The organism is Pseudomonas sp. BT-42-2, from assembly GCF_025847435.2.
GTDB lineage: Bacteria > Pseudomonadota > Gammaproteobacteria > Pseudomonadales > Pseudomonadaceae > Aquipseudomonas > Aquipseudomonas urmiensis.
Genome location: NZ_JAOYTM010000012.1, coordinates 38,573 through 60,425 on the forward strand (window position 1 = coordinate 38,573; position 21,853 = coordinate 60,425).

Sequence of the window (21,853 nt, forward strand, 5' to 3'; positions counted from 1 at the left end):
TCTAAGCGGTGTGAATCAGGCCGCGAGAAGGCTGTCGAGCTTGCCCGCCCGCTCCAGGGCATAGAGGTCATCGCAACCACCGACATGGGTACTGCCGATCCAGATCTGCGGCACCGAGGTACGGCCGGCCTTCTGGCTCATTTCGGCGCGAACCTGTGGTTTGCCGTCGACCTTGATTTCCTCGAACGCCACGCCCTTGCTCTCGAGCAGGTACTTGGCGCGCATGCAGTAGGGGCAGTAGTCGCTGGAGTAAACGATGACGGGCTTCATATCACTTCACCAGGGGCAGGTTATCGGCTTTCCAGCTGGAAATGCCACCGCTGAGCTTGGCGGCGGTGTAACCAGCCTTGAGCAGTTCACGGCAATGGGTACCAGACTGCTGGCCCATGCTGTCGACCACGATCAGGGTCTTGTCTTTGTGTTTCTCCAGCTCTGCCATGCGAGTGGCGAGCTTGTCTTGCGGGATGTTCAGCGCACCGACGATGTGCCCTGCCGAATATTCCTTGCTCGGGCGGATGTCGATCACCAGACCCTTGTCGGCATTGACCAGGGCGGTCAATTGGCCGTTGCTCAGGCTCTGCCCGCCGCGACGAATTTCATTGACCAGCAGCAGGATCAGCAGAACGAAGAAGATCGCCACCAAAATGAAGTGGTTTGTGGCAAAAGTGATCAGGTTAGCAACCATCAGGTGTGTTCCACGCGATTGAAAATGGCGGCCAGTATACACAGCCCCAAAGGCCCACCAAAGCCCGTAGGCCAGGCAGGCGAACAGCTTTCATTACAGCTGGTCGGGACGATGGTCGGGCAGCACGATGAATTTTCGCCCCAGATGGCGTATTTGCCCTAAAATGCGTGTCTTTATCATCTTCTAGCAACCGTGAGTGGGATTGATGACGAGCACGCCTAAACCCCTGGTCCTGATCATCCTGGATGGTTTCGGTCACAGCGAAAGCCCCGAGTACAACGCCATCTTTGCAGCCAACACCCCGGTCTACGATCGCCTGCGGGCTACCCAGCCCAACGGCTTGATCTCCGGCTCTGGCATGGATGTCGGCTTGCCCGACGGCCAGATGGGCAACTCTGAGGTCGGTCACATGAACCTGGGTGCCGGGCGCGTGGTGTACCAGGACTTCACCCGGGTGACCAAGGCCATCCGTGACGGCGAGTTCTTCCATAACCCCGTGCTGACGGGTGCGGTGGACAAGGCCGCCAGCGCCGGCAAGGCCGTGCACATTCTCGGCCTGCTTTCCGACGGCGGCGTACACAGCCACCAGGACCACCTGGTCGCCATGGCCGAACTGGCCGCACAACGTGGCGCCGAGAAAATCTACCTGCACGCCTTCCTCGATGGTCGCGACACCCCGCCACGCAGCGCCCAGTCGTCGATCGAACTGCTCGACGCGACCTTCGCCAAGCTGGGTAAAGGCCGCATCGCCAGCCTGATTGGCCGCTACTTCGCAATGGATCGTGACAACCGTTGGGACCGCGTCAGCGCCGCCTACAACCTGATCGTCGACTCGGTCGCCGATTACACTGCCGATACCGCCGTGGCAGGCCTTGAAGCGGCCTACGCACGCGACGAGAGCGATGAGTTCGTCAAGGCCACGCGCATTGGCGAAGCGGTGAAAGTCGAAGATGGCGATGCGGTGATCTTCATGAACTTCCGCGCCGACCGTGCCCGCGAGCTGTCGCGCGTGTTCGTCGAGCCAGACTTCAACGAATTCCCGCGTGCCCGCCTGCCCAAGCTTGCCGCCTACATCGGCCTGACCCAGTACTCGGCCAAGATCGCTGCCCCTGCGGCCTTTGCCCCAGCCAGCCTGGACAACGTACTGGGCGAGTACCTGGCGAAAAACGGCAAGACCCAGCTGCGTATCGCCGAGACCGAGAAGTATGCCCACGTGACGTTCTTCTTCTCGGGCGGGCGTGAAGAGCCGTTCGAAGGCGAAGAGCGCATCCTGATCCCGTCGCCGAAGGTCGCCACCTACGACCTGCAGCCAGAAATGAGCGCCCCTGAAGTGACCGACCGCATCGTCGAAGCCATCGAGCAGCAGCGCTTCGATGTCATCGTGGTCAACTACGCCAACGGCGACATGGTCGGCCATACCGGCGTGTTCGAGGCAGCGGTCAAGGCTGTCGAGGCGCTGGACACTTGCGTGGGACGCATTGTCGAGGCGCTGGACAAGGTTGGCGGCGAAGCGCTGATTACCGCTGACCACGGCAACGTTGAACAAATGGAAGACGAGTGCACCGGCCAGGCGCATACCGCTCATACCACCGAGCCGGTGCCGTTCATCTATGTTGGCAAGCGCAAGCTCAAGGTCCGCGAAGGCGGCGTGCTGGCGGACGTGGCGCCGACCATGCTGCAACTGCTGGGCCTGGAAAAGCCAGCAGAGATGACCGGAACCTCGATCCTGGTGGATGCCTGATAACTACGGGGCCTGTCCAACAGGTCCTGGCACACCGCCTGTTTTATGATCGACTCGATTGCTGTGGGAGCGGGCTCGCCCGCGAAGGGCCGCAAAGCGGCCCCAGTCTCACGGTTTTCCAGACCAACGCCTCGCCGCAGATGCCGCGAGGCGTTTTTTTTGCAGGCCCAGGCGGGCATACTAGGCCAGTCTCCATCCCTGGTACGCCCAACCTCATGCTTCGCGCCCTGATTCTTCTCGCCCTGTCTTGCCTGTTCAGCCCGGCCTTCGCCGATGAGCGTGCGCAGACCCAGCAACAACTGGACGCCACCCGCCAGGACATCGCCGAGCTCAAGAAGATGCTGGGCAAGCTCCAGGAGGAAAAGTCTGGCGTGCAAAAAGACCTCAAGAGCACCGAGACCGATATCGGCGCGCTGGAAAAACAGGTGGAGGCGTTGCAGCAAGAACTAAAAAAGACCGAGGGCGAACTGGAGCGCCTTGATACCGAGAAAAAAAAACTCCAGTCCGCCCGCGTTGAACAGCAACGCCTGATCGCCATTCAGGCCCGTTCGGCTTACCAGAACAATGGCCGTGAGGAATACCTCAAGCTGCTGCTCAACCAGCAGAACCCTGAGAAATTCGCCCGCACCCTGACGTACTACGATTACCTGAGCAAGGCGCGCCTGGAGCAACTGCGCACCTTCAACGAAACCCTGCGCCAGCTGGCCAATGTCGAACAGGACATCGCCAGCCAACAGGCGCAACTGCTGGCCCAGCGCGGCAATCTCGACAGCCGCCGGCAAGAGCTCGAAGCCGAGCGCAGCAAGCGCCAGCAGGTGCTGGCCAAGCTCAACAGCGACCTGAAAGAGCGCGACCAGAAACTGCAAGCGCGCCAGCAGGATCAAGCCGAGCTGGGCAAAGTCCTCAAAACCATCGAGGAAACCCTTGCTCGTCAGGCCCGCGAAGCCGAGGAGGCGCGCCAGAAGGCCTTGCTCGCTCAGCAGGAGGCTGAGAAGCGTCGCCAGCAAGAAGCCCTGGCCGCTCGCCAAGCGCCAGAGCCGCCGAAGAAAAAGGCCCTGACCACCCTCGGCCCACTGGTTTCTGGTGATGGCGCCAACTACGGCGGCGCATTTTCTGCCGCTCGGGGAAAACTTCCGTGGCCAGTCAATGGTCGACTACTGGCACGCTTCGGCGATGCGCGCGGTGGCGATGCCCGGGCCAAATGGGATGGCGTGATGATCAGCGCCGCCACCGGCACCCAAGTGCGCGCTGTGCATGGCGGTAGAGTGGTATTTGCCGACTGGTTGCGCGGCGCTGGACTTCTGGTCATTCTCGACCATGGTAATGGTTACCTGAGCCTGTACGGCCACAACCAGAGCCTGCTCAAGAGCGCCGGTGACGTAGTCAAGGCCGGCGAAGCCATCTCCACCGTGGGTGACAGCGGTGGCCAGGATAGCGCAGGCTTGTACTTCGCCATTCGCCAGCAGGGCCGCCCCAGCGACCCCGCGCAATGGTGCCGTGGCTAGGCATTTTATTTTTACGGTGGCTGCACCGTGGCTCCTGCGGGAGCGCCAACAGGATCAGGAGTTCGTTCGACATGCTGCACTCGCCTCGCCTCACCCAACTGGCCCTGACCATCGCCCTGGCGATCGGCGCGCCCCTGGCCGTTGCCGCTGAGCCGGCCAAGCCAGCCGCGGTGCCAGCGCCGGTGCCTGCCACCGAGGTGACGGCCAAGTCGCCGCTGCCGCTGGAGGAGCTGCGCACCTTTGCCGAGGTCATGGACCGGATCAAGGCGGCCTACGTCGAGCCGGTGGACGACAAGACCCTGTTGGAAAACGCCATCAAGGGCATGCTCAGCAACCTCGACCCACACTCCGCCTACCTCGGCCCTGAAGACTTCCAGGAGTTGCAGGAAAGCACCAGCGGCGAATTCGGCGGTTTGGGCATCGAAGTCGGCATGGAAGACGGCTTTGTCAAAGTCGTCTCGCCGATCGACGACACCCCGGCCTCCCGCGCAGGCATCGAGGCGGGCGATTTGATCGTCAAGATCAACGGCGCGCCCACCCGCGGCCAGACCATGACCGAAGCGGTCGACAAGATGCGTGGCAAGATCGGCGAAAAAATCACCCTGACCCTGGTTCGCGATGGCGGTACGCCGTTCGACGTCACCCTCGCCCGCGCGGTCATCCAGGTCAAGAGCGTCAAGAGCCAGCTGCTCGAGAACGATTACGGCTACATCCGCATCACCCAGTTCCAGGTCAAGACCGGCGATGAAGTCGGCAAGGCCTTGGCCAAGATGCGCAAGGACAACGGCAAGAAGCTGCGCGGTGTGGTCCTGGACCTGCGCAACAACCCAGGCGGCGTGCTGCAGTCGGCGGTAGAAGTGGCCGACCACTTCCTCACCAAGGGCCTGATCGTCTACACCAAGGGCCGTATCGCCAACTCTGAACTGCGCTTCTCGGCCAACGCCGCCGACGCCAGCGAAGGCGTACCGTTGGTGGTGCTGATCAACGGTGGCAGCGCCTCGGCCTCGGAGATCGTCGCCGGCGCTCTGCAAGACCAGAAGCGCGCCGTGCTGATGGGCACCGACAGTTTCGGCAAAGGCTCGGTTCAGACCGTGCTGCCACTGGCCAATGACCGCGCCCTGAAGCTCACCACCGCCCTGTACTTCACCCCCAACGGCCGCTCGATCCAGGCCCAGGGGATCGTTCCGGACATCGAAGTGCGCCCAGCCAAGCTGACCGCCGAAGCCGATACCGAGAACTTCAAGGAAGCCGACCTGCAAGGTCACCTGGGCAACGGCAACGGCGGCGCCGACCGCCCGACCGGAAGCAGCAAACGCAAGGATCGCCCACAGGATGATGACTTCCAGCTGAGCCAGGCCCTGAGCCTGCTCAAAGGCCTGAACATCACCAAGGGCGATTGATCCTCTCGATGCGTTATCTGCTGTTTACGCTGTTCTGGCTGCTGGCTGGCACCGCCCATGCGGCGCCAGCCAAGGCTTATATGAGCATCATCATCGACGACCTGGGCCAGAACATCGAGCGCGACAATCGCACGCTCGCCCTGCCTGGGCCGGTCACCATGGCGATCATGCCCGACACGCCGCATGCCAGCGACTTCGCCCGTCAGGCGCACAAGGCCGGCAAGACGGTCATCCTGCACATGCCCATGGATCCGGCCACCGGCCCCTACGCCTGGCACCCCGATATCCCGTTGCCGGAACTCGCTAGCCGGCTCAATGCCGCCCTGGCGAAGGTGCCCCACGCTGCCGGCATCAACAATCACATGGGCAGCCGCATGACCGCCCAGCGCACGCCAATGACCTGGTTGATGGCTGAGTTGCAGCAGCGTCACCTGTTCTTCGTCGACAGCCGCACCAGTGCCGCCACGGTCGCCGCCGCCGAAGCTCAGGCGATCGGCCTGGCGCATGTGTCGCGGGATGTGTTCCTGGATGATGTGCGCACCACAGAAGCGATCACCGCCCAGCTCCAGGTGGGTATTGCCCAGGCCCGCAAGCAGGGCTCGGCGGTACTGATCGGCCACCCCTATCCACAGACGCTGGAGGTTCTGCAACGGGAAATTCCGCGCCTGAAGAGCCAGGGCGTCGAGCTGATCGAGCTTTCACAGATGATTGCCGAGCGTGGTAACCAAGCCATGCCCGGACATGGCAAAAACGGCCGCTACAGCAACCGCTGACTATCTGTCAGATCTATCTACCGCTTGCCGCCCAGGCAGTTGAAAACAATGGAACTCCAAACATTACGGAGACTTCCATGTTCAAGCGCCACCCTTTCTGCCTGGGCGCAGCCCTGATCAGCCTGGCCATAACGGCCAGCGCCGAAGATACCGTCCAGCCTTCGGTCCCCACCCCTGAGCTGCTGACCAATGCCCACGGTGAGCGTCGCCAATGGACCGGCATTGGCCGCCTGACCCGGCCAGGCGGTAGCCAATGCATTGCCAGCCTGATCGACAGCCGCGCGCCCGGAATGGCCGCATCAGGCCCCGCCTACCTGGTCACCGCGGGGCATTGCGTGGACAAACGCAACGGCGTGATCGGCCATGACACTGAGATCGAAGGCAGCATCAGCTTCAACTTCTTCGTAGACACCCAGGACCAGCGCCACACCTTCGCCCTCAAACGCACGGTGTGGAGCAGCATGCAGGGCCTCGATCTGGCCCTATTGGAGCTGGACGCGAGTCTCAGCCAGGTCATGGCGCACGGCATTGTGCCGTTAGCGCTAGCCGCAGATTCTCCCCCTGGCGCAAACGTGCATGTCATCGGCGAGTCATCCGCCAATGAGCTTGGCTTGCGCCTGACAACCTGCAGCCAGGCCACTACCGACTTCGTGATCGCAGCCCCGTGGGTATGGCGCAACATCTACAGCAACGACTGCCTAGGCCTGGGACCCGGCTCCTCCGGCAGCCCAGTGATCGATGTGCAAAGTGGCCGCCTGCTCAGCGTGCTCAACAGCGTTTCTGAACCGATAAGCGGCAAAGCTGCCCCTTGCTCACTGAGCAGCCCCTGCCAAGTGCCGGTTCAAACTGATAAACCCGCGTTGACGACGGGCTTTTCCATACCACTGGGCCGCTTGCAAGGGTGTTTCGCTCAAGGCTTTGCCAATCTGTCACTGGACAGTTGCCAACTGCTGCCGGGCTTTGAGTTGATCGTCGAAAAAAATCCCCGATCGCTCACCAAGATCGCGACCGATGCAGAGGGTAACGAGCGTCTACCCAGGTGGGGCCTTAGCTTTTCCCTGAATACGCCACGCTACCGATACAAAACCGTGCGCAACCCGCTCGCCTGTGAAAACCCTGAGGGCTACAGCGGCACTATCGCTGCTGAGCAAAATCACATTGACGAGCCCATCGGTCCAGAACCAGGCTGGCACTTCCTCTGCCTGATCGGCGTCGACTCAGCCGAGCACAAGCCCTCCCCGGCCTTGATGGGCAATAGCCTGAGCCTAGCGACCCAGCTGCTTCCCGCAGCTCCCGTGCCAGACCCCGACATGACCGTCACAGCGCTGCCCAATGGCAATGTACAAGTCAGTTGGCGCACCGCACCGCCGCACCTGACCCTGTACCGGGTAAAGCGCGGGCCACCTGCGACGACTGACTGCCAGGATCCCGCTGGCTTTCGTCACCTGCGCCATAAGCGCTATGAGTTCAAGGCCCAGCAACTGCCCCTGACGCTGTGCACGGTCAGTGAAGACTTGATAGAGCAACGCTCTGCAGTACGCACCGATCTGTTACAACCAGCGGCTTCAGGGAAAAAATGAGCGTCGCAACGAGAAAGGGCCCTGTTCTCACGAACAGGGCCCTTCTCTTTTGCTTCAACCGTTGTCAGCTATAGACACGGCCAAGCAACTGGCGATGGCTCTCGAACTGATCGAGCACATCACGCACCACCTGTTCAGGGGTAAAGCCCATCAGGTCGTACTCCTGGCTGCCGTCGTGCAGGTACACCTCGGCGCGGTAGAAACGCTGGCGGACTTCCGGCTCACCTTCGACCGGTGCCTCGCTCGGCGCGGCCATGTAGCCGTCCAGGCTCACTTCATAGACGAACGGGTTACCCTCTTCCATCATCACCCGCAGGCCCATCATGTTGCGCGACTGGCCCACTCGGGTTTCGACCTCGAAGCCCAGGGTGCGCAACTGTGCGGCGGCATCCTTGAGCGCAGGGCTGACCTGCTTGTCCATGAAGCGCTGAACCACGGCCTGAGTCGGCTGCAGGTCCATCGCACTGAGGCGCTCGCTGAAACCGCGACGACCACGGGCGGCCAGTTCGGCGCGCTCCTGCTCAAGCTGCGAGTCCTGCTTCATGGCCTTGTACAGGCCGAACATGAACAGCACCAACACCACCGAGAACGGCAGCCCGGCCAGTACCACCATGGTCTGCATCGCCGCGAAGTTGCCGGCGAACAGCAAACCGATGGTGACCAGGGTAATCACCACCGACCAGAACACCACCATCCAATGCGGCGCGTCTTCGTCGACCTGACCACCTTTGCACGACAGGTTGGCCATCATCACCGCGCCGGAGTCGGCTGGGGTGAGGAACAGCACGAAGCCCACGAACACCGCTACACCAATGACGATCTTGGCCGCTGGGAAGTACTCCAGCAGCTGGTAGATCGACATCGACGGCTGCTCCAGCGCGGTCTTGCCCAACTCCACGGCGCCATGGTTCATCACCAGGTCCAGCGCAGTGTTGCCGAAGATCGACAGCCAGGCCAGGGTGAAGCCCAGCGGGATCAGCAGCACGCCAGCGACCAGCTCACGCACGGTGCGGCCTTTGGAAATACGGGCAATGAACATGCCGACGAATGGGCCCCAGGAGATCCACCAGGCCCAGTAGAACACGGTCCACAGGCCCAACCAGCGCTCGGACTTGCCGGCCTCGCCTTCATAGACGTAGAGGTCGAAGGTCTTGAGCACGATGCCGTTGAGGTAGTCGCCAATGTTCTGCACGAAGCCGTTGAGCAGGTGCAGGGTGTCACCCGCCAGCAGGACAAAGATCAACAGGCCGCTGAACAGCAGGATGTTCAGGTTGGACAGACGACGGATGCCATTTTCCACACCGGAAACCGCCGCCACCGTGGCGACCGTAGCCATGACCAGGATCACGATCAGCAGGTTGGTCTTGCTGTGGTCCATGCCGAACAGGTATTCCAGCCCCGAGGCCACCTGCATCGAGCCGATACCCAGGTTGGTCACCAGGCCCAGCAGGGTCACGAACATACCGAAGATGTCCACTGCGTGACCGGCGCCACCCTTGACCCAACGCTCGCCCATCAACGGATACAGCGCCGAGCGCAATGCCAGCGGCTGGTTGTGGCGGTAGGCGAAGTAACCCACGGCCAGGCCGACCAGGGCGTAGATCGCCCAGCCGTGCAGGCCCCAGTGCAGGAAGGTCAGTTGCAGGCCCTGGCGCGCAGCCTCGGCGCTGGCCGAAGGGCCTTCAGGCGGATTGAAGTAGTGGTCCAGCGGCTCGGAGGCGCCAAAGTACAGCAGCGAGATACCGATACCGGAGGAGAACAACATGCCAGCCCAGGCGCCGTAGCTGAAGTCAGGCTGGTCATCCTTGCCGCCAAGCTTGAGCTTGCCGAAATTGGAGAAGGCCAAGACCACTACGAATACCAGGTATCCGCCGATCACCAGCATGTAGTACCAGCCGAAAGTGCGGGTCAGCCAAGTCTGGGCGACGTTGAGAACTTCACCGGCTTTTTCCGGTACAGCGATAAGCAAGGCAGTCAACACAAGGATCAGCAGCGCGGAGGTGATGAACACCACGTTGTTGACCCGGACCCTCTCGGCGGGGGGTTTGGTTAGGGAGGCAGAACTCATTGCACGAATGCTCCGGGGAGTGCGGCTGTGGAGGCTAATCAGTCATTTCCCGCGCAATTGGTGCAATAGCCCTACTGCGTCAGGTGTTATAAAAGCACCTTGGAAACCGTGATCCCGAATCGAAACGTTGCAAAAAACCAGACAGATGGCCTGAGTGCGAGCCGCCTCCCATGCTTGGGTGCGCGCATTAGCCACAGATCATCTCGCCCGCTCCAAGGGCCTGTCGCACGGCCTGTGACCGTTCGGCAGAATCTGTCATTCGCATCGCTCCAGCCCGTCAACGCCTTGTATTCCGGGGGTTACACGATTTCCTGGGGTGACAATCAGTGCCGCTTGGACCAGCTGAAAAACTGTCAATGGCACAAATTGTCGCAGAGCTTATTCTTTATTGATTGAACGTTCAATCAAAACAAAATAGACTGGCCTTCGCCGAGGCAGCCGCTTGTCGTCTGCCCGCAGGCCTGAGGAGAAAGCAAGATGCCCAAGGTCGGTATGCAACCCATCCGCCGCCAGCAGTTGATCGAAGCCACCCTGCAGGCGGTCGATCAGGTCGGACTGGGGGACGCCAGCATTGCGCTTATTGCCCGTTTGGCCGGGGTGTCGAATGGCATCATCAGTCACTACTTTCGGGACAAGAACGGCCTGATCGCAGCGACAATGCGTTACATCATGAACATGCTCAACGAAGGCGTAAGAGCACGTCGCCAGGCCCTGACGGACGACAGCCCGCGCGCTCACCTGAAGGTGATCATCGAGGGCAACTTCGATGCCAGCCAGGTGAACGGCCCGGCAATGAAAACCTGGTTGGCCTTCTGGGCTTCCAGCATGCACCAACCCGATTTGCACAGGTTGCAGCGGATCAACGATCACCGCTTGTATTCCAACCTGTGCTGTCAGTTCCGCCGCGCCCTGCCGCTCTACCATGCGCGTAAGGCAGCCCGCGGGCTGGCAGCGCTGATCGACGGCCTTTGGCTGCGTGGCGCTCTGTCGGGAGATGCATTCGACACCGAGCAGGCAATACGAATTGCCTACGAATACATGGATCTACAACTGGCTAAGCAGCACACCCTGGCCACAACCGACCAGGCCGCTGAACAAGCGCGCACGGCACTTGCCCACCCGGCAGGAGCGTGACGCGCAAAGCCAACCACACACTGCACTTGCGAGGACACTATGGCCCGTTTCGGAACGCAAAAACTCTACATCGATGGTGGTTATGTCGACGCTGGCTCTGACGCCACCTTCGAAGCCATCAACCCGGCTACCGGCGAAGTCCTCGCCCACGTGCAGCGTGCTACCCAGGCTGACGTCGAGAAAGCCGTCGAAAGCGCCGAGCGTGGCCAGAAAGTCTGGGCGGCGATGACCGCCATGCAGCGTTCGCGCATCCTGCGTCGCGCCGTCGACATCCTGCGCGAGCGCAATGACGAGCTGGCCCAGCTGGAAACCCTGGACACCGGCAAGTCGTACTCGGAAACCCGCTACGTCGACATCGTCACCGGCGCCGACGTGCTGGAATACTACGCAGGCTTGGTACCGGCCATCGAAGGCGAGCAGATCCCCCTGCGTGAAAGCTCCTTCGTCTACACCCGTCGCGAGCCGCTGGGCGTCACCGTCGGTATCGGCGCGTGGAACTACCCGATCCAGATCGCCCTGTGGAAATCCGCTCCAGCCCTGGCCGCTGGCAACGCGATGATCTTCAAGCCGTCGGAAGTCACCTCGCTGACTACCCTGAAACTGGCTGAAATCTACACCGAAGCTGGCCTGCCAAACGGCGTCTTCAACGTTCTGACCGGCAGCGGTCGCGAAGTCGGCACCTGGCTGACCGAGCACCCGCGCATCGAGAAAGTTTCCTTCACCGGCGGCACCACCACCGGCAAAAAAGTCATGGCCAGCGCTTCGAGCTCCTCGCTCAAGGAAGTGACCATGGAACTGGGCGGTAAATCGCCGCTGATCATCTGCGCCGACGCCGACCTGGACAAGGCAGCCGACATCGCCATGATGGCCAACTTCTACAGCTCCGGTCAGGTCTGCACCAACGGCACTCGGGTGTTCATCCCTGCCGCGATGAAAGCCGCCTTCGAAGCCAAGATCGCCGAGCGCGTTGCGCGCATCCGTGTCGGCAACCCAGAAGATGAAAACACCAACTTCGGCCCGCTGGTCAGCTTCCAGCACATGGAAAGCGTGCTGGGTTACATCGCCAAGGGTAAAGAAGAAGGTGCCCGCGTCCTGTGCGGCGGCGAGCGTCTGACCGAAGGTGATTTCGCCAAGGGCGCATTCGTTGCCCCAACCGTGTTCACCGACTGCACCGACGACATGACCATCGTCAAAGAAGAGATCTTCGGCCCAGTGATGAGCATCCTCTCCTACGAGAGCGAAGAAGAAGTCATCCGCCGCGCCAACGACACCGAGTACGGCCTGGCCGCTGGCGTATGCACCAACGACATCAGCCGCGCCCACCGTATCATCCACCAGCTTGAAGCTGGCATCTGCTGGATCAACGCCTGGGGTGAGTCGCCAGCTGAAATGCCAGTGGGCGGCTACAAGCAGTCGGGCGTTGGCCGTGAAAACGGCGTCAGCTCGCTGGCCCAGTACACCCGCATCAAGTCGGTCCAGGTTGAGCTGGGCGGCTACTCGTCGGTCTTCTGACCAACCGTTTCCAGCTGCTAGCTTCAAGCTGCAAGAAAGAGCCGGTCGGCGTCATGCCACCGGCCCTTGCAGGCCTCATCCATTCGCGAGCTTTGCACAACTGCTTTTCTTGCAGCTTGTAGCTTGAAGCTTGCCGCTCAAATGGGAGAAACCCATGGAATACGATTACATCATCGTCGGCGCAGGTTCGGCCGGTAACACGATCGCCACCCGCCTGACCGAAGACGCCAACGTCAGCGTACTGCTGCTCGAAGCCGGCGGTCCGGACTACCGCTTCGACTTCCGCACCCAGATGCCAGCCGCCCTGGCCTTCCCGCTGCAGGGCCGCCGCTACAACTGGGCCTACGAGACCGATCCAGAGCCACATATGGACGGCCGCCGCATGGAATGTGGCCGCGGCAAGGGCCTGGGTGGCTCCTCGCTGATCAACGGCATGTGCTACATCCGTGGCAACGCCCTGGACTTCGACGGCTGGGCCAAGTTGCCAGGGCTGGAAGACTGGACTTACCTGGACTGCCTGCCGTACTTCCGCAAAGCGGAAACCCGTGACATCGGCCCGAACGATTACCACGGCGGCGAAGGCCCGGTCAGCGTCACCACGCCTAAAGCCGGCAACAACCCGCTGTTCCACGCCATGGTCGAAGCCGGCGTGCAGGCCGGCTACCCGCGCACTGAAGACCTCAACGGCTACCAGCAGGAAGGTTTCGGCCCGATGGACCGTACCGTGACCAAGAAAGGCCGTCGCGCCAGCACCGCTCGCGGTTACCTGGACCAGGCCAAGAAGCGTCCGAACCTGACCATCGTCACCCACGCCCTGTCTGACCGCATCCTGTTCGACGGCAAGCGCGCCGTGGGCGTGACCTACCTGGTCGGCGACAGCGAAGAGCGCGTCGAAGCGCGTGCACGCAAGGAAGTCATCGTCAGCTCCGGCGCCATCGCTTCGCCGCAACTGCTGCAACGCTCCGGCGTCGGCCCCCGCGCCCTGCTGGAAAGCCTCGACGTACCGGTGGTGCACGACCTGCCGGGCGTCGGCGAGAACCTGCAAGACCACCTGGAGCTGTACCTGCAGTACGCCTGCACCCAGCCGGTCTCGCTGTATCCGTCGCTGCTGTGGTGGAACCAGCCGGCCATTGGCGCCGAGTGGTTGTTCAATGGCACTGGCATCGGCGCCAGCAACCAGTTCGAGGCCGGTGGTTTCATCCGTACTCGTCCTGAGTTCGAGTGGCCGAACATCCAGTACCACTTCCTGCCGGTAGCGATTAACTACAACGGCTCCAATGGCGTGAAGGAACACGGCTTCCAGGCGCACATGGGCTCGATGCGTTCGCCAAGCCGCGGCCGTATCCAACTCAAGTCCAAGGACCCGCGCCAGCACCCGAGCATCCTGTTCAACTACATGGCCACCGAGCAGGACTGGCAGGAATTCCGCGACGGCATCCGCCTGACCCGCGAGATCATGGCCCAGCCAGCGCTGGACCCGTACCGTGGTCGCGAGATCAGCCCGGGTGAGCATGTGCAAACCGACGAAGAGCTGGACAAGTTCATCCGTGAGCACGCCGAGACCGCGTTCCACCCATCCTGCTCGTGCAAGATGGGTACCGACGAGATGGCGGTGGTCGACAACGAAGGCCGCGTGCATGGCATGCAAGGCCTGCGCGTGGTCGATGCCTCGATTATGCCGATCATCATCACCGGCAACCTCAACGCCACCACGATCATGATCGCCGAGAAAATCTCCGACAAGATCCGTGGTCGCAAGCCACTGCCGCGCAGCACGGCCAAGTACTACGTGGCTAATGGTGCACCGGTCAAAGGCAAGCCGATGCGTGAAGTCAAGCAAGGCTGATTTGCGCGTTATCCGCTTGGGGCTGCTGCGCAGCCCCAAGCTTCTTCATGAGCACACGCTCAGGTGGGAATAGGGAAAAACCGCCGCATCAACGAGTCATCATCGGCCCCCAGTCGCCGCGCCAAAACCTCCCGATCAAACACCTCCCCCGTACGCATCTCATACACCCTCGCCCCGGCCGGCACCTGACCCAATCCCTTCAGCCGCACCTCCATGAACCGATGGTTCGCCCCCTGCACAGCGGTCACTTTCTCGACCTGGAGATAACGCCCCGGCAGCATCAACGACTCGACCTCATCCGGCCGTCGCGAGAACGGCGCCACCGGTGTAGCCTCAGCAAACTCGCCTGGTTCCAGCACATACACCACCGCATGGTCATCAAATACCGTCTTGCCGCTAACCTGCGCCTGTGGGTTGTTGAACACCTCCCAAAGTGCGTATGGGTTCTCGGTGAACGAGGTGAAATCGGTGGTCACCAGCACATCACCCACCCCTACCCCACCCTCACGAAACACCGACGTGCCGGTACCGCGTAATACCGACGCTGCCCGGTACAGCGTTAACTGATTGTTCAGCCCAATCTGGCCCAGCGCATGCGCCAGGTCGTGGCTTCGCTGGATACTGACACTGCGCCTGCCCTCAAGCGGCAAGCCACGCCAGAGGTTGTTGTAGCGCTCCGGTGAGCTGGTGTATTCGGCAATGGCTGCCGAACCATAGCCATACTCATCGCGGTACACCGGATACGGCTCACTGAAGGCATCCAGGTATTCGCCACTCGTACCCAACACATCCAGATCAGCCCAAGGTACTGCGCCCATCAGCGATTCTTGACGCGCCAGAGCGCGATCGGAATACGCCAGGAGCTCATCGGCTGCGGGCAGCATGTAACGCTCCCAGTCAGGCCCGGAAACGGCCAGTTCGCTCTGCGCGCCGATACGCAGCGGTTGCCGCGCATCGGCAAACAACTCGCCACTGCGCATCATCGCCGCGTCCAACAAGATGAACAGGATATCCAGCACCACAGCCCACCACGCTGCCACACGCCAAGCCGACTTACCGTTGATGGCGCGATCCAGATGCAAGCCAAGACTGCCCACGCCAAGCCCCAGCGAAGTCAGCACCACCGGCCATCCAAACGGCGCCATAGGTGCAATGATCACGCTGGCAGCCTGCAACCCGGCCAGCCAATTCGCCTTGCGCAGCTCGGCATTACTGGTCAGGCGCTCATGGGCGTTGTTGACCAGTTGCGCCATGGCTTGCTCGCGCAAGCGTACGAACAGGTCGCCAGTGATGGCCTGCCCGGCGATGCCGATATCGCCCCGCGCTTGTGCCAGCAACTTCAAGTAGTTGCGCAGGCGCGGTCGCAGTGATTGCGCCAGCACATCAACGCCGATGAAATACTCGATCAAACGCTCACGGCCCACGGACGTGCCCGCCTGATCGCTCAACCACGCCTGCAGTGCGTGGCGATCATCGAACACCCGTAGCGCATCCTGCTCATCCGCCAGGTACAGGCAAGGCCTGCCCGTGCCGAGCGTTCGCTGGAACAGTGTCCGGGCGGCGATGCCACCAATGCTCAAGGCACTCCAGCCGCTCTGCGCCGAGGCCGCACAGCTGCGACGCAGCGCCTGCACAGTGATCGGCACAGTGGCTACCACAAGGCTCGCCGCGCGCACCTCGGCGCGCTCCGCCTCGGTAAGCGCCGACCGCTCAAGCGCGGCCACAAAACGCGCCCGGGCCAGCACACAGAAGTCCTCACTGTGTTGCGCCTGAAAAGCTTGCAGCAGCTGCGTGTAGCGCTCAGAGAAGTTCATCTGCCAGAACATATCCAGCACCGCTTGGGGCGCCAGGCGAACTTCGTTGTGCTCGTCATATTCGCCATGGCTGGCATCCACCCGATAGAAACCGCCATAGACAGACAGCTGGTCAGCATCGGTTTGCTGCGCCGGACTGAATCGCTGCATCACCAGCTCAGTTAACGTCAGCGAACGCCGCGGCGGCCCCCGATGACGCCAGCCGGTATAACTCAGCGCGCTGCTGGCGGCCGATTCGAACTCATGCCAATAGAGCGTGTCAGGGTCGAGCCAGTACCCCAGCAGGCGCTGCAGCACGTGGCCGGCAGCCTGCCGGGCAAGGCCATGCAAATCAGGAAATCGACCCAGGAAACGCTGGGCAATGTGTTCAAGTGTCTGGTTGTTGCCGCTACTCATGTTGCTCTGCCTAAGTGAAGGTGGAGCACCACTTCAGCTCAAGTCGCCTGCCGCCATGCGGTAACGCTTTACAGCCCGCGCTGGCATCAGGTTAGAATCGATTGGCACGCAACCTGCGTGCTCGGCGTCAGCCTTCCCTTCGCGTTTCCCCGGAGTACTGCCTTTGGATGCAAGCACCATCAATAGCCTGTTCCTGATCGGCGCATTGCTGGTGGGTGCAAGTATCTTGGTCAGTTCGCTGTCATCGCGCCTGGGCATCCCTATTCTGGTCATCATCCTCGCGGTCGGCATGGTCGCTGGAGTCGATGGTGGCGGCATCATCTTCAACAACTATCCAACCGCCTACCTGGTGGGCAACCTGGCCTTGGCGGTGATCCTGCTCGACGGCGGCTTGCGTACGCGAGTGGCGAGCTTTCGCGTAGCCTTGTGGCCGGCGTTGTCGCTGGCCACAGTGGGCGTTTTGATCACCACAGCGTTGACCGGCATGGTCGCCGCCTGGCTGTTCGACCTGAGCCTGATTCAAGGGCTGCTGATCGGCGCCATCGTCGGTTCGACCGACGCCGCAGCGGTGTTCTCGCTGCTCGGCGGCAAGGGTCTGAACGAACGGGTTACCGCCACGCTTGAGATCGAGTCGGGCAGTAACGACCCGATGGCGGTGTTTCTCACCGTCACCCTGATCGACATGATTGCCAGCGGCCAGACTGGCCTGCACTGGAGCCTGTTGACCCACCTGCTGCGCGAGTTCGGCATCGGTGGCCTGCTGGGCCTGGGCGGGGGCTGGCTGATGCTGCAGCTGGTCAACCGGATCAACCTGGCCGGCGGCCTGTACCCGATCCTGGTGGTCGCCGGTGGCCTGGTGGTGTTCTCCCTGACCAACGCCCTGCATGGCAGCGGGTTCCTTGCCGTGTACCTATGCGGCCTGGTCTTGGGCAACCGCCCCATTCGCAGCCGCCACGGCATTCTGCACATGCTCGACGGCATGGCCTGGCTGGCGCAGATCGGCATGTTCCTGGTACTCGGCCTGCTGGTCACGCCGCACGACCTGCTGCCGATCGCCTTGCCCGCGCTGGGCCTGGCGCTGTGGATGATCCTGGTCGCCCGCCCCCTTTCGGTGGTCGCCGCCCTGTTGCCGTTCAAGGCTTTCCATGGCCGCGAGAAAGGCTTCATCTCCTGGGTTGGCCTGCGCGGTGCGGTGCCGATCATTCTTGCGGTGTTCCCGCTGATGGCCGGGCTGCCGCAGGCGCAGCTGTTCTTCAACCTGGCGTTCTTCATCGTGCTGGTATCACTGCTGGTGCAGGGCACCAGCCTGCCGTGGATGGCCAAGCTGCTGAAGGTTACGGTGCCGCCGGACCCAGCGCCGATCTCCCGCTCCGCGCTGGAGGTGCACGTCACCAGCGAGTGGGAGCTGTTCGTCTATCGCCTGGGCGCAGAAAAATGGTGCATCGGCGCCGCCCTGCGCGAGCTGAAGATGCCTGAAGGCACGCGGATTGCCGCGCTGTTTCGCGGCGAGCAATTGCTCCACCCCTCGGGCAGTACCGTGCTGGAAGTGGGCGACATGCTCTGCGTGATCGGTCATGAGCACAATCTATCGGCGCTGGGCAAACTGTTCAGCCAAGCGCCCCAGCGAGGTTTGGATCTACGCTTCTTTGGCGACTTCGTCCTTGAAGGTGATGCCGAGCTGGGTGCAGTGGCGGCACTTTATGGCCTGAAACTCGATGGCCTGGACGCGAAAATGCCGTTGGCGCAGTTCATCCGACAAAAGGTCGGAGGCGCTCCAGTAGTAGGGGATCAGATCGAATGGCACGGCACAATCTGGACCGTCGCGGTGATGGACGGGAACAAGATCCACAAAGTCGGCGTCAGATTCCCGGAAGGTACTCGGCCTGGCCCCGGGTTGTTCCTCTAGACTTCGACTTACCTCGTTTTACAAAAACCCTGCACAAGACTCTGCCTATGTCCCTGCGCGTGTATCTCCGCGCAGCCCTGCTCGGGCTGTGCTTGTCCCTCTCGTTCGCTGTCAGCGCGGCCGAGGCTCCAACCACCGCCAGCATCCAGAACAGCCTCGACAAGATTGCCGATCGCAAGCTTCCAGAGGCCGAGCAGAAGGCTCTGCAGCAAGTCCTCGAAGACACCTTGAGCCTGCTCGCCAGCAAGGAAGACAGCGAGAAGAAGCTCGCCGCGCTCAAGCAACAGCTGGCCGACGCTCCGCGCCTGACCAGCGAAAGCCAGCGCGAACTGATCAAGCTCAAGACCAGCAAGACCGTACCGGTTGCCCAACGCTACGCCAGCCTCAGCGTGCCGCAGTTGGAACAGCTGCTCAGCGAACGCAGCACCCTTCAGGGTGAGCTGCAAAAAGCGCTGTCCGAAGCCAATAGCCTGATCATCAACTCGCAGACCCGCCCCGAACGGGCCCAACGCGAGATCAGCAACAACCAGACTCGCGCCCAACAGATCAATAGCAGCCTCAAGTCCGGCAAGGACAACGGCAAGACCCTGTCCGCCGACCAGCGCAACCAGCTTAATGCCGAACTGGCATCGCTCAACGCCGTGACCCTGCTGCGCCGCCAGGAACTGGCTGGCAACGGCCTGCTGCAAGACCTGGGCAACGCTCAGCACGACCTCTTGATCGAACGCGCAGCGCGTCTGGAGCAAGAAATCCAGGACCTGCAGACGCTGATCAACGACAAGCGCCTGGCCCAGTCACAGCAAACCGTCACCCAGCAGTCGATCGAAGCGCAAAAAGCCGGTGGCAGCAGCCTGTTGGCCACCGAGAGCGCTGCCAACCTCAAGCTTTCCGACTACCTGCTCAAAAGCACCGACCGCCTCAACGAGCTGACCCAGCAGAACCTCAAGACCAAGCAGCAGCTCGATAGCCTGACCCAGGCCGACCAGGCCCTGGACGAGCAAATCAACGTGCTCAAGGGCAGCCTGCTGCTGTCCAAGATCCTCTACAAGCAGAAGCAGACCCTGCCGCACCTTAAGCTCGACCGCGACCTGGCCGACCAGATCGCCGACATCCGCCTGTACCAGTTCGAGATCAACCAGCAGCGCGAGCAGATGAGCAACCCAGTGGGCTACGTCGATCGCCTGCTGGCCACGCAGCCCGAGCAGGATGTCACCCCACAACTGCGCAAAGCCCTGCTAGAAGTGGCGATTACCCGCAGCGACCTGCTTGAACGGCTGAACCGCGAACTGTCCGCCCTGCTTAACGAGTCGATCACCCTGCAGCTCAACCAGAAGCAGCTGCTGAGCACTGCCCAGGGCCTGCGTACCACCCTGGAAGAGCAGATGTTCTGGATCCCCAGCAACAAGCCGCTGGATTGGGAATGGCTGCGCAGCGTGCCGCAACGCTTCGTCGACCAGGTCGCCAACCTGCCCTGGGGTTCGGGGATCAAGGAGCTGACTGACGGCCTGATCCAGCGGCCGCTGCTGTTCCTGCCGCTGTTCCTGGTCATCGGCGGGCTGTTGTGGCGCCGCAAATACCTGTACCAGCGGCTGGGCAAGGTTCACCAGGACATCGGCCACTTCAAGCGCGATAGCCAGTGGCATACGCCCCAAGCCATCCTGATCAACATTCTCCTGGCCTTGCCGGTCAGCATTGCCCTGGCCCTGGGCAGCTACGCACTACAGATCGACGCGCGTGGGCAGAACGCCAACCTCGGCGCGGCACTTTGGCAACTGGCCCAGGCCTGGTTGGTGTTCTACACCGCCTACCGCATCCTTGCCCCGGGCGGAGTAGCAGAAATCCACTTCCGCTGGCACAAGCCGCAAGTCGAGTTCCTGCGCGGCTGGGTGCGCCGCCTGGGTACCGTGGTACTGGCATTGGTCGGCGTGGTGGCGGTGGCTGAGCACCAGCCCTCGGCGTTGGCCGACGACGTCCTGGGGATCGGCGTGGTGCTGACCTGCTACGCGCTGATGGCCTGGCTGCTCAGCCGACTGCTGCTCAGCAGCCCGGCGCACCGCGATACCTCGCTGTTCCGCAAAGCAGTCGGGGTGGCCTTCACGGCCCTGCCGATCGCGCTGTTCGTGGCGGTATGCTTTGGCTACTACTACACCGCGCTGAAGCTCACCGACCGGCTGATCTACACCCTCTACCTGCTGCTGTTCTGGCTGGTGATCGAGGCCGCCTTCGTCCGGGGCCTGTCGGTGGCCGCTCGGCGCCTGGCCTACCAACGTGCGCTGAGCAAGCGCCAGGCGACCAAGGAAGGGCTCGATGGCGAGGTCATCGCCGAGGAGCCGACGCTGGACATCGAGCAGGTCAACCAGCAGTCGCTGCGCCTGATTCGCCTGGCCCTGCTTGGGGGGTTCATTGGCGGCCTGTACTGGGTCTGGTCGGACCTGATCACGGTGTTCGCCTACCTCAACAACTTCACCCTCTACGAGTACACCAGCGGCACCGGTGCCGCCGCCAGCATGGTGCCGATCAGCCTCGGCGATCTGCTTGGCGCGCTGGTGATCGTCGGCATCACCTTCGCCCTGGCGGGCAACTTGCCTGGCCTGCTGGAAGTGCTGGTGCTGTCGCGCTTGAACCTGGCTCAGGGCAGCGCCTACGCCACCACCACGTTGCTGTCGTATGTGATTGCCGGGGTGGGCTTCGTCAGTACCCTGTCGACCCTCGGGGTCAGCTGGGACAAGTTGCAATGGCTGGTCGCCGCGCTATCGGTGGGCCTGGGCTTTGGCATGCAGGAGATCTTCGCCAACTTCATCTCCGGCATCATGATCCTGTTCGAACGCCCGGTGCGCATCGGCGACACCATCACCATCGGCAACCTGTCCGGCACGGTGAGCAAGATCCGCATCCGTGCCACCACCATCACCGACTTCGACCGCAAGGACATCATCGTCCCCAACAAGACCTTCATCACCGGCCAGCTGATCAACTGGTCGCTGACCGACACGGTTACCCGGGTGACCTTGAAGCTGGGCATCGACTACGGTTCGGACCTGGACCTGGTGCGCGACCTGCTGCTCAAGGGCGCCCATGAGAACCCGCGGGTACTCAAGGATCCGGAGCCGCTGGTGTACTTCCTCAACTTCGGCGAAAGCTCGCTCGATCACGAGCTGCGCATGCACGTGCGCGATCTAGGCGACCGCAACCCGACCCTGGATGAGATCAACCGCTACATCAACCGCGAGTTCAAGGCGCACAACATCAAGATTTCGGTGCGCCAGGTCGAGGTGTTCCTGATGGATACCCAGGGGCAGAAGCAGAAGTTGATTGCTGTCGAGGGGGGTGATGGCACTGCACCGCAGGGCACTCGGCCGGTGTAACTGGACTCCAAAGGGCGTGAACCGCAGAATTGCGTCGAGGGCTACGCCCTCGTTCGCAGGCAAGCCCACGCCCACAGGAGCCGCATAATACCTGTAGGCGCTGGCTTGCCTGCGAAGGGCCGCACAGC

14 protein-coding genes and 1 pseudogene are annotated in these 21,853 nt (G+C 62.1%); 10 read left to right on the plus strand and 5 right to left on the minus strand.

What is annotated here, in order from left to right:
* Positions 1 to 15: 15 nt before the first annotated feature.
* Together grxC and OIU19_RS14875 are read right to left on the minus strand one after the other, a co-directional pair.
* Entirely contained in the window at positions 16 to 270 is a 255-nt protein-coding gene (grxC, locus tag OIU19_RS14870; RefSeq protein ID WP_186557609.1) for a glutaredoxin 3, read from the minus strand.
* A gap of 1 nt (position 271) precedes the next feature.
* Positions 272 to 685, minus strand: a complete 414-nt coding sequence (locus OIU19_RS14875) for a rhodanese-like domain-containing protein (protein ID WP_186557608.1) — start codon at positions 683 to 685, stop codon at positions 272 to 274.
* A gap of 205 nt (positions 686 to 890) precedes the next feature.
* Between OIU19_RS14875 and gpmI the strand changes: the two genes are divergently transcribed.
* The 5 genes from gpmI (at position 891) to OIU19_RS14900 (ending at position 7,684) form a co-directional block, all read left to right on the plus strand.
* Complete coding sequence (gene gpmI, locus OIU19_RS14880; RefSeq protein WP_264235636.1) at positions 891 to 2,426, plus strand: 2,3-bisphosphoglycerate-independent phosphoglycerate mutase; 1,536 nt, start codon at positions 891 to 893, stop codon at positions 2,424 to 2,426.
* A 215-nt stretch (positions 2,427 to 2,641) separates the two neighbouring features.
* Positions 2,642 to 3,931: a murein hydrolase activator EnvC gene (locus tag OIU19_RS14885; protein ID WP_264235637.1), complete on the plus strand. Its 1,290-nt coding sequence runs from the start codon at positions 2,642 to 2,644 to the stop codon at positions 3,929 to 3,931.
* Positions 3,932 to 4,002: 71 nt separating this feature from the next.
* Positions 4,003 to 5,331, plus strand: a complete 1,329-nt coding sequence (locus OIU19_RS14890) for a S41 family peptidase (RefSeq protein WP_186556607.1) — start codon at positions 4,003 to 4,005, stop codon at positions 5,329 to 5,331.
* Positions 5,332 to 5,339: 8 nt separating this feature from the next.
* Positions 5,340 to 6,104, plus strand: coding sequence for a divergent polysaccharide deacetylase family protein (locus OIU19_RS14895; RefSeq protein WP_264235639.1), 765 nt, complete (start codon positions 5,340 to 5,342; stop codon positions 6,102 to 6,104).
* Between the two features lie 77 nt (positions 6,105 to 6,181).
* Entirely contained in the window at positions 6,182 to 7,684 is a 1,503-nt protein-coding gene (locus OIU19_RS14900; protein ID WP_264235640.1) for a trypsin-like peptidase domain-containing protein, read from the plus strand.
* Positions 7,685 to 7,748: 64 nt separating this feature from the next.
* Here OIU19_RS14900 and OIU19_RS14905 read toward each other — a convergent pair whose 3' ends face one another.
* Positions 7,749 to 8,027, minus strand: coding sequence for a hypothetical protein (locus OIU19_RS14905; RefSeq protein WP_264235641.1), 279 nt, complete (start codon positions 8,025 to 8,027; stop codon positions 7,749 to 7,751).
* 151 nt (positions 8,028 to 8,178) lie between these two features.
* Positions 8,179 to 9,695: pseudogene (locus OIU19_RS14910) on the minus strand (BCCT family transporter); the annotation flags it as partial.
* A 534-nt stretch (positions 9,696 to 10,229) separates the two neighbouring features.
* Here OIU19_RS14910 and betI point away from each other — a divergent pair.
* From betI to betA, 3 genes are all read left to right on the plus strand, one after another.
* Positions 10,230 to 10,886 carry a transcriptional regulator BetI gene (gene betI / locus OIU19_RS14915; protein WP_186556604.1) on the plus strand — a complete coding sequence of 219 codons (657 nt, stop codon included), beginning with the start codon at positions 10,230 to 10,232 and terminating at the stop codon, positions 10,884 to 10,886.
* 39 nt (positions 10,887 to 10,925) lie between these two features.
* On the plus strand, positions 10,926 to 12,398 hold the full coding sequence (gene betB, locus OIU19_RS14920; protein ID WP_264235642.1) for a betaine-aldehyde dehydrogenase: 1,473 nt from the start codon (positions 10,926 to 10,928) through the stop codon (positions 12,396 to 12,398).
* A 154-nt stretch (positions 12,399 to 12,552) separates the two neighbouring features.
* Positions 12,553 to 14,244 carry a choline dehydrogenase gene (gene betA / locus OIU19_RS14925; RefSeq protein ID WP_264235643.1) on the plus strand — a complete coding sequence of 564 codons (1,692 nt, stop codon included), beginning with the start codon at positions 12,553 to 12,555 and terminating at the stop codon, positions 14,242 to 14,244.
* Between the two features lie 59 nt (positions 14,245 to 14,303).
* On the opposite strand, the gene OIU19_RS14930 is transcribed toward betA, so the two are convergent.
* Positions 14,304 to 16,454: a dermonecrotic toxin domain-containing protein gene (locus OIU19_RS14930; RefSeq protein WP_264235644.1), complete on the minus strand. Its 2,151-nt coding sequence runs from the start codon at positions 16,452 to 16,454 to the stop codon at positions 14,304 to 14,306.
* 163 nt (positions 16,455 to 16,617) lie between these two features.
* Between OIU19_RS14930 and OIU19_RS14935 the strand changes: the two genes are divergently transcribed.
* Positions 16,618 to 18,360, plus strand: a complete 1,743-nt coding sequence (locus tag OIU19_RS14935) for a potassium/proton antiporter (protein WP_264235645.1) — start codon at positions 16,618 to 16,620, stop codon at positions 18,358 to 18,360.
* A gap of 47 nt (positions 18,361 to 18,407) precedes the next feature.
* Positions 18,408 to 21,725, plus strand: coding sequence for a mechanosensitive channel MscK (gene mscK / locus OIU19_RS14940; protein WP_264235646.1), 3,318 nt, complete (start codon positions 18,408 to 18,410; stop codon positions 21,723 to 21,725).
* Positions 21,726 to 21,853 lie beyond the last annotated feature (128 nt).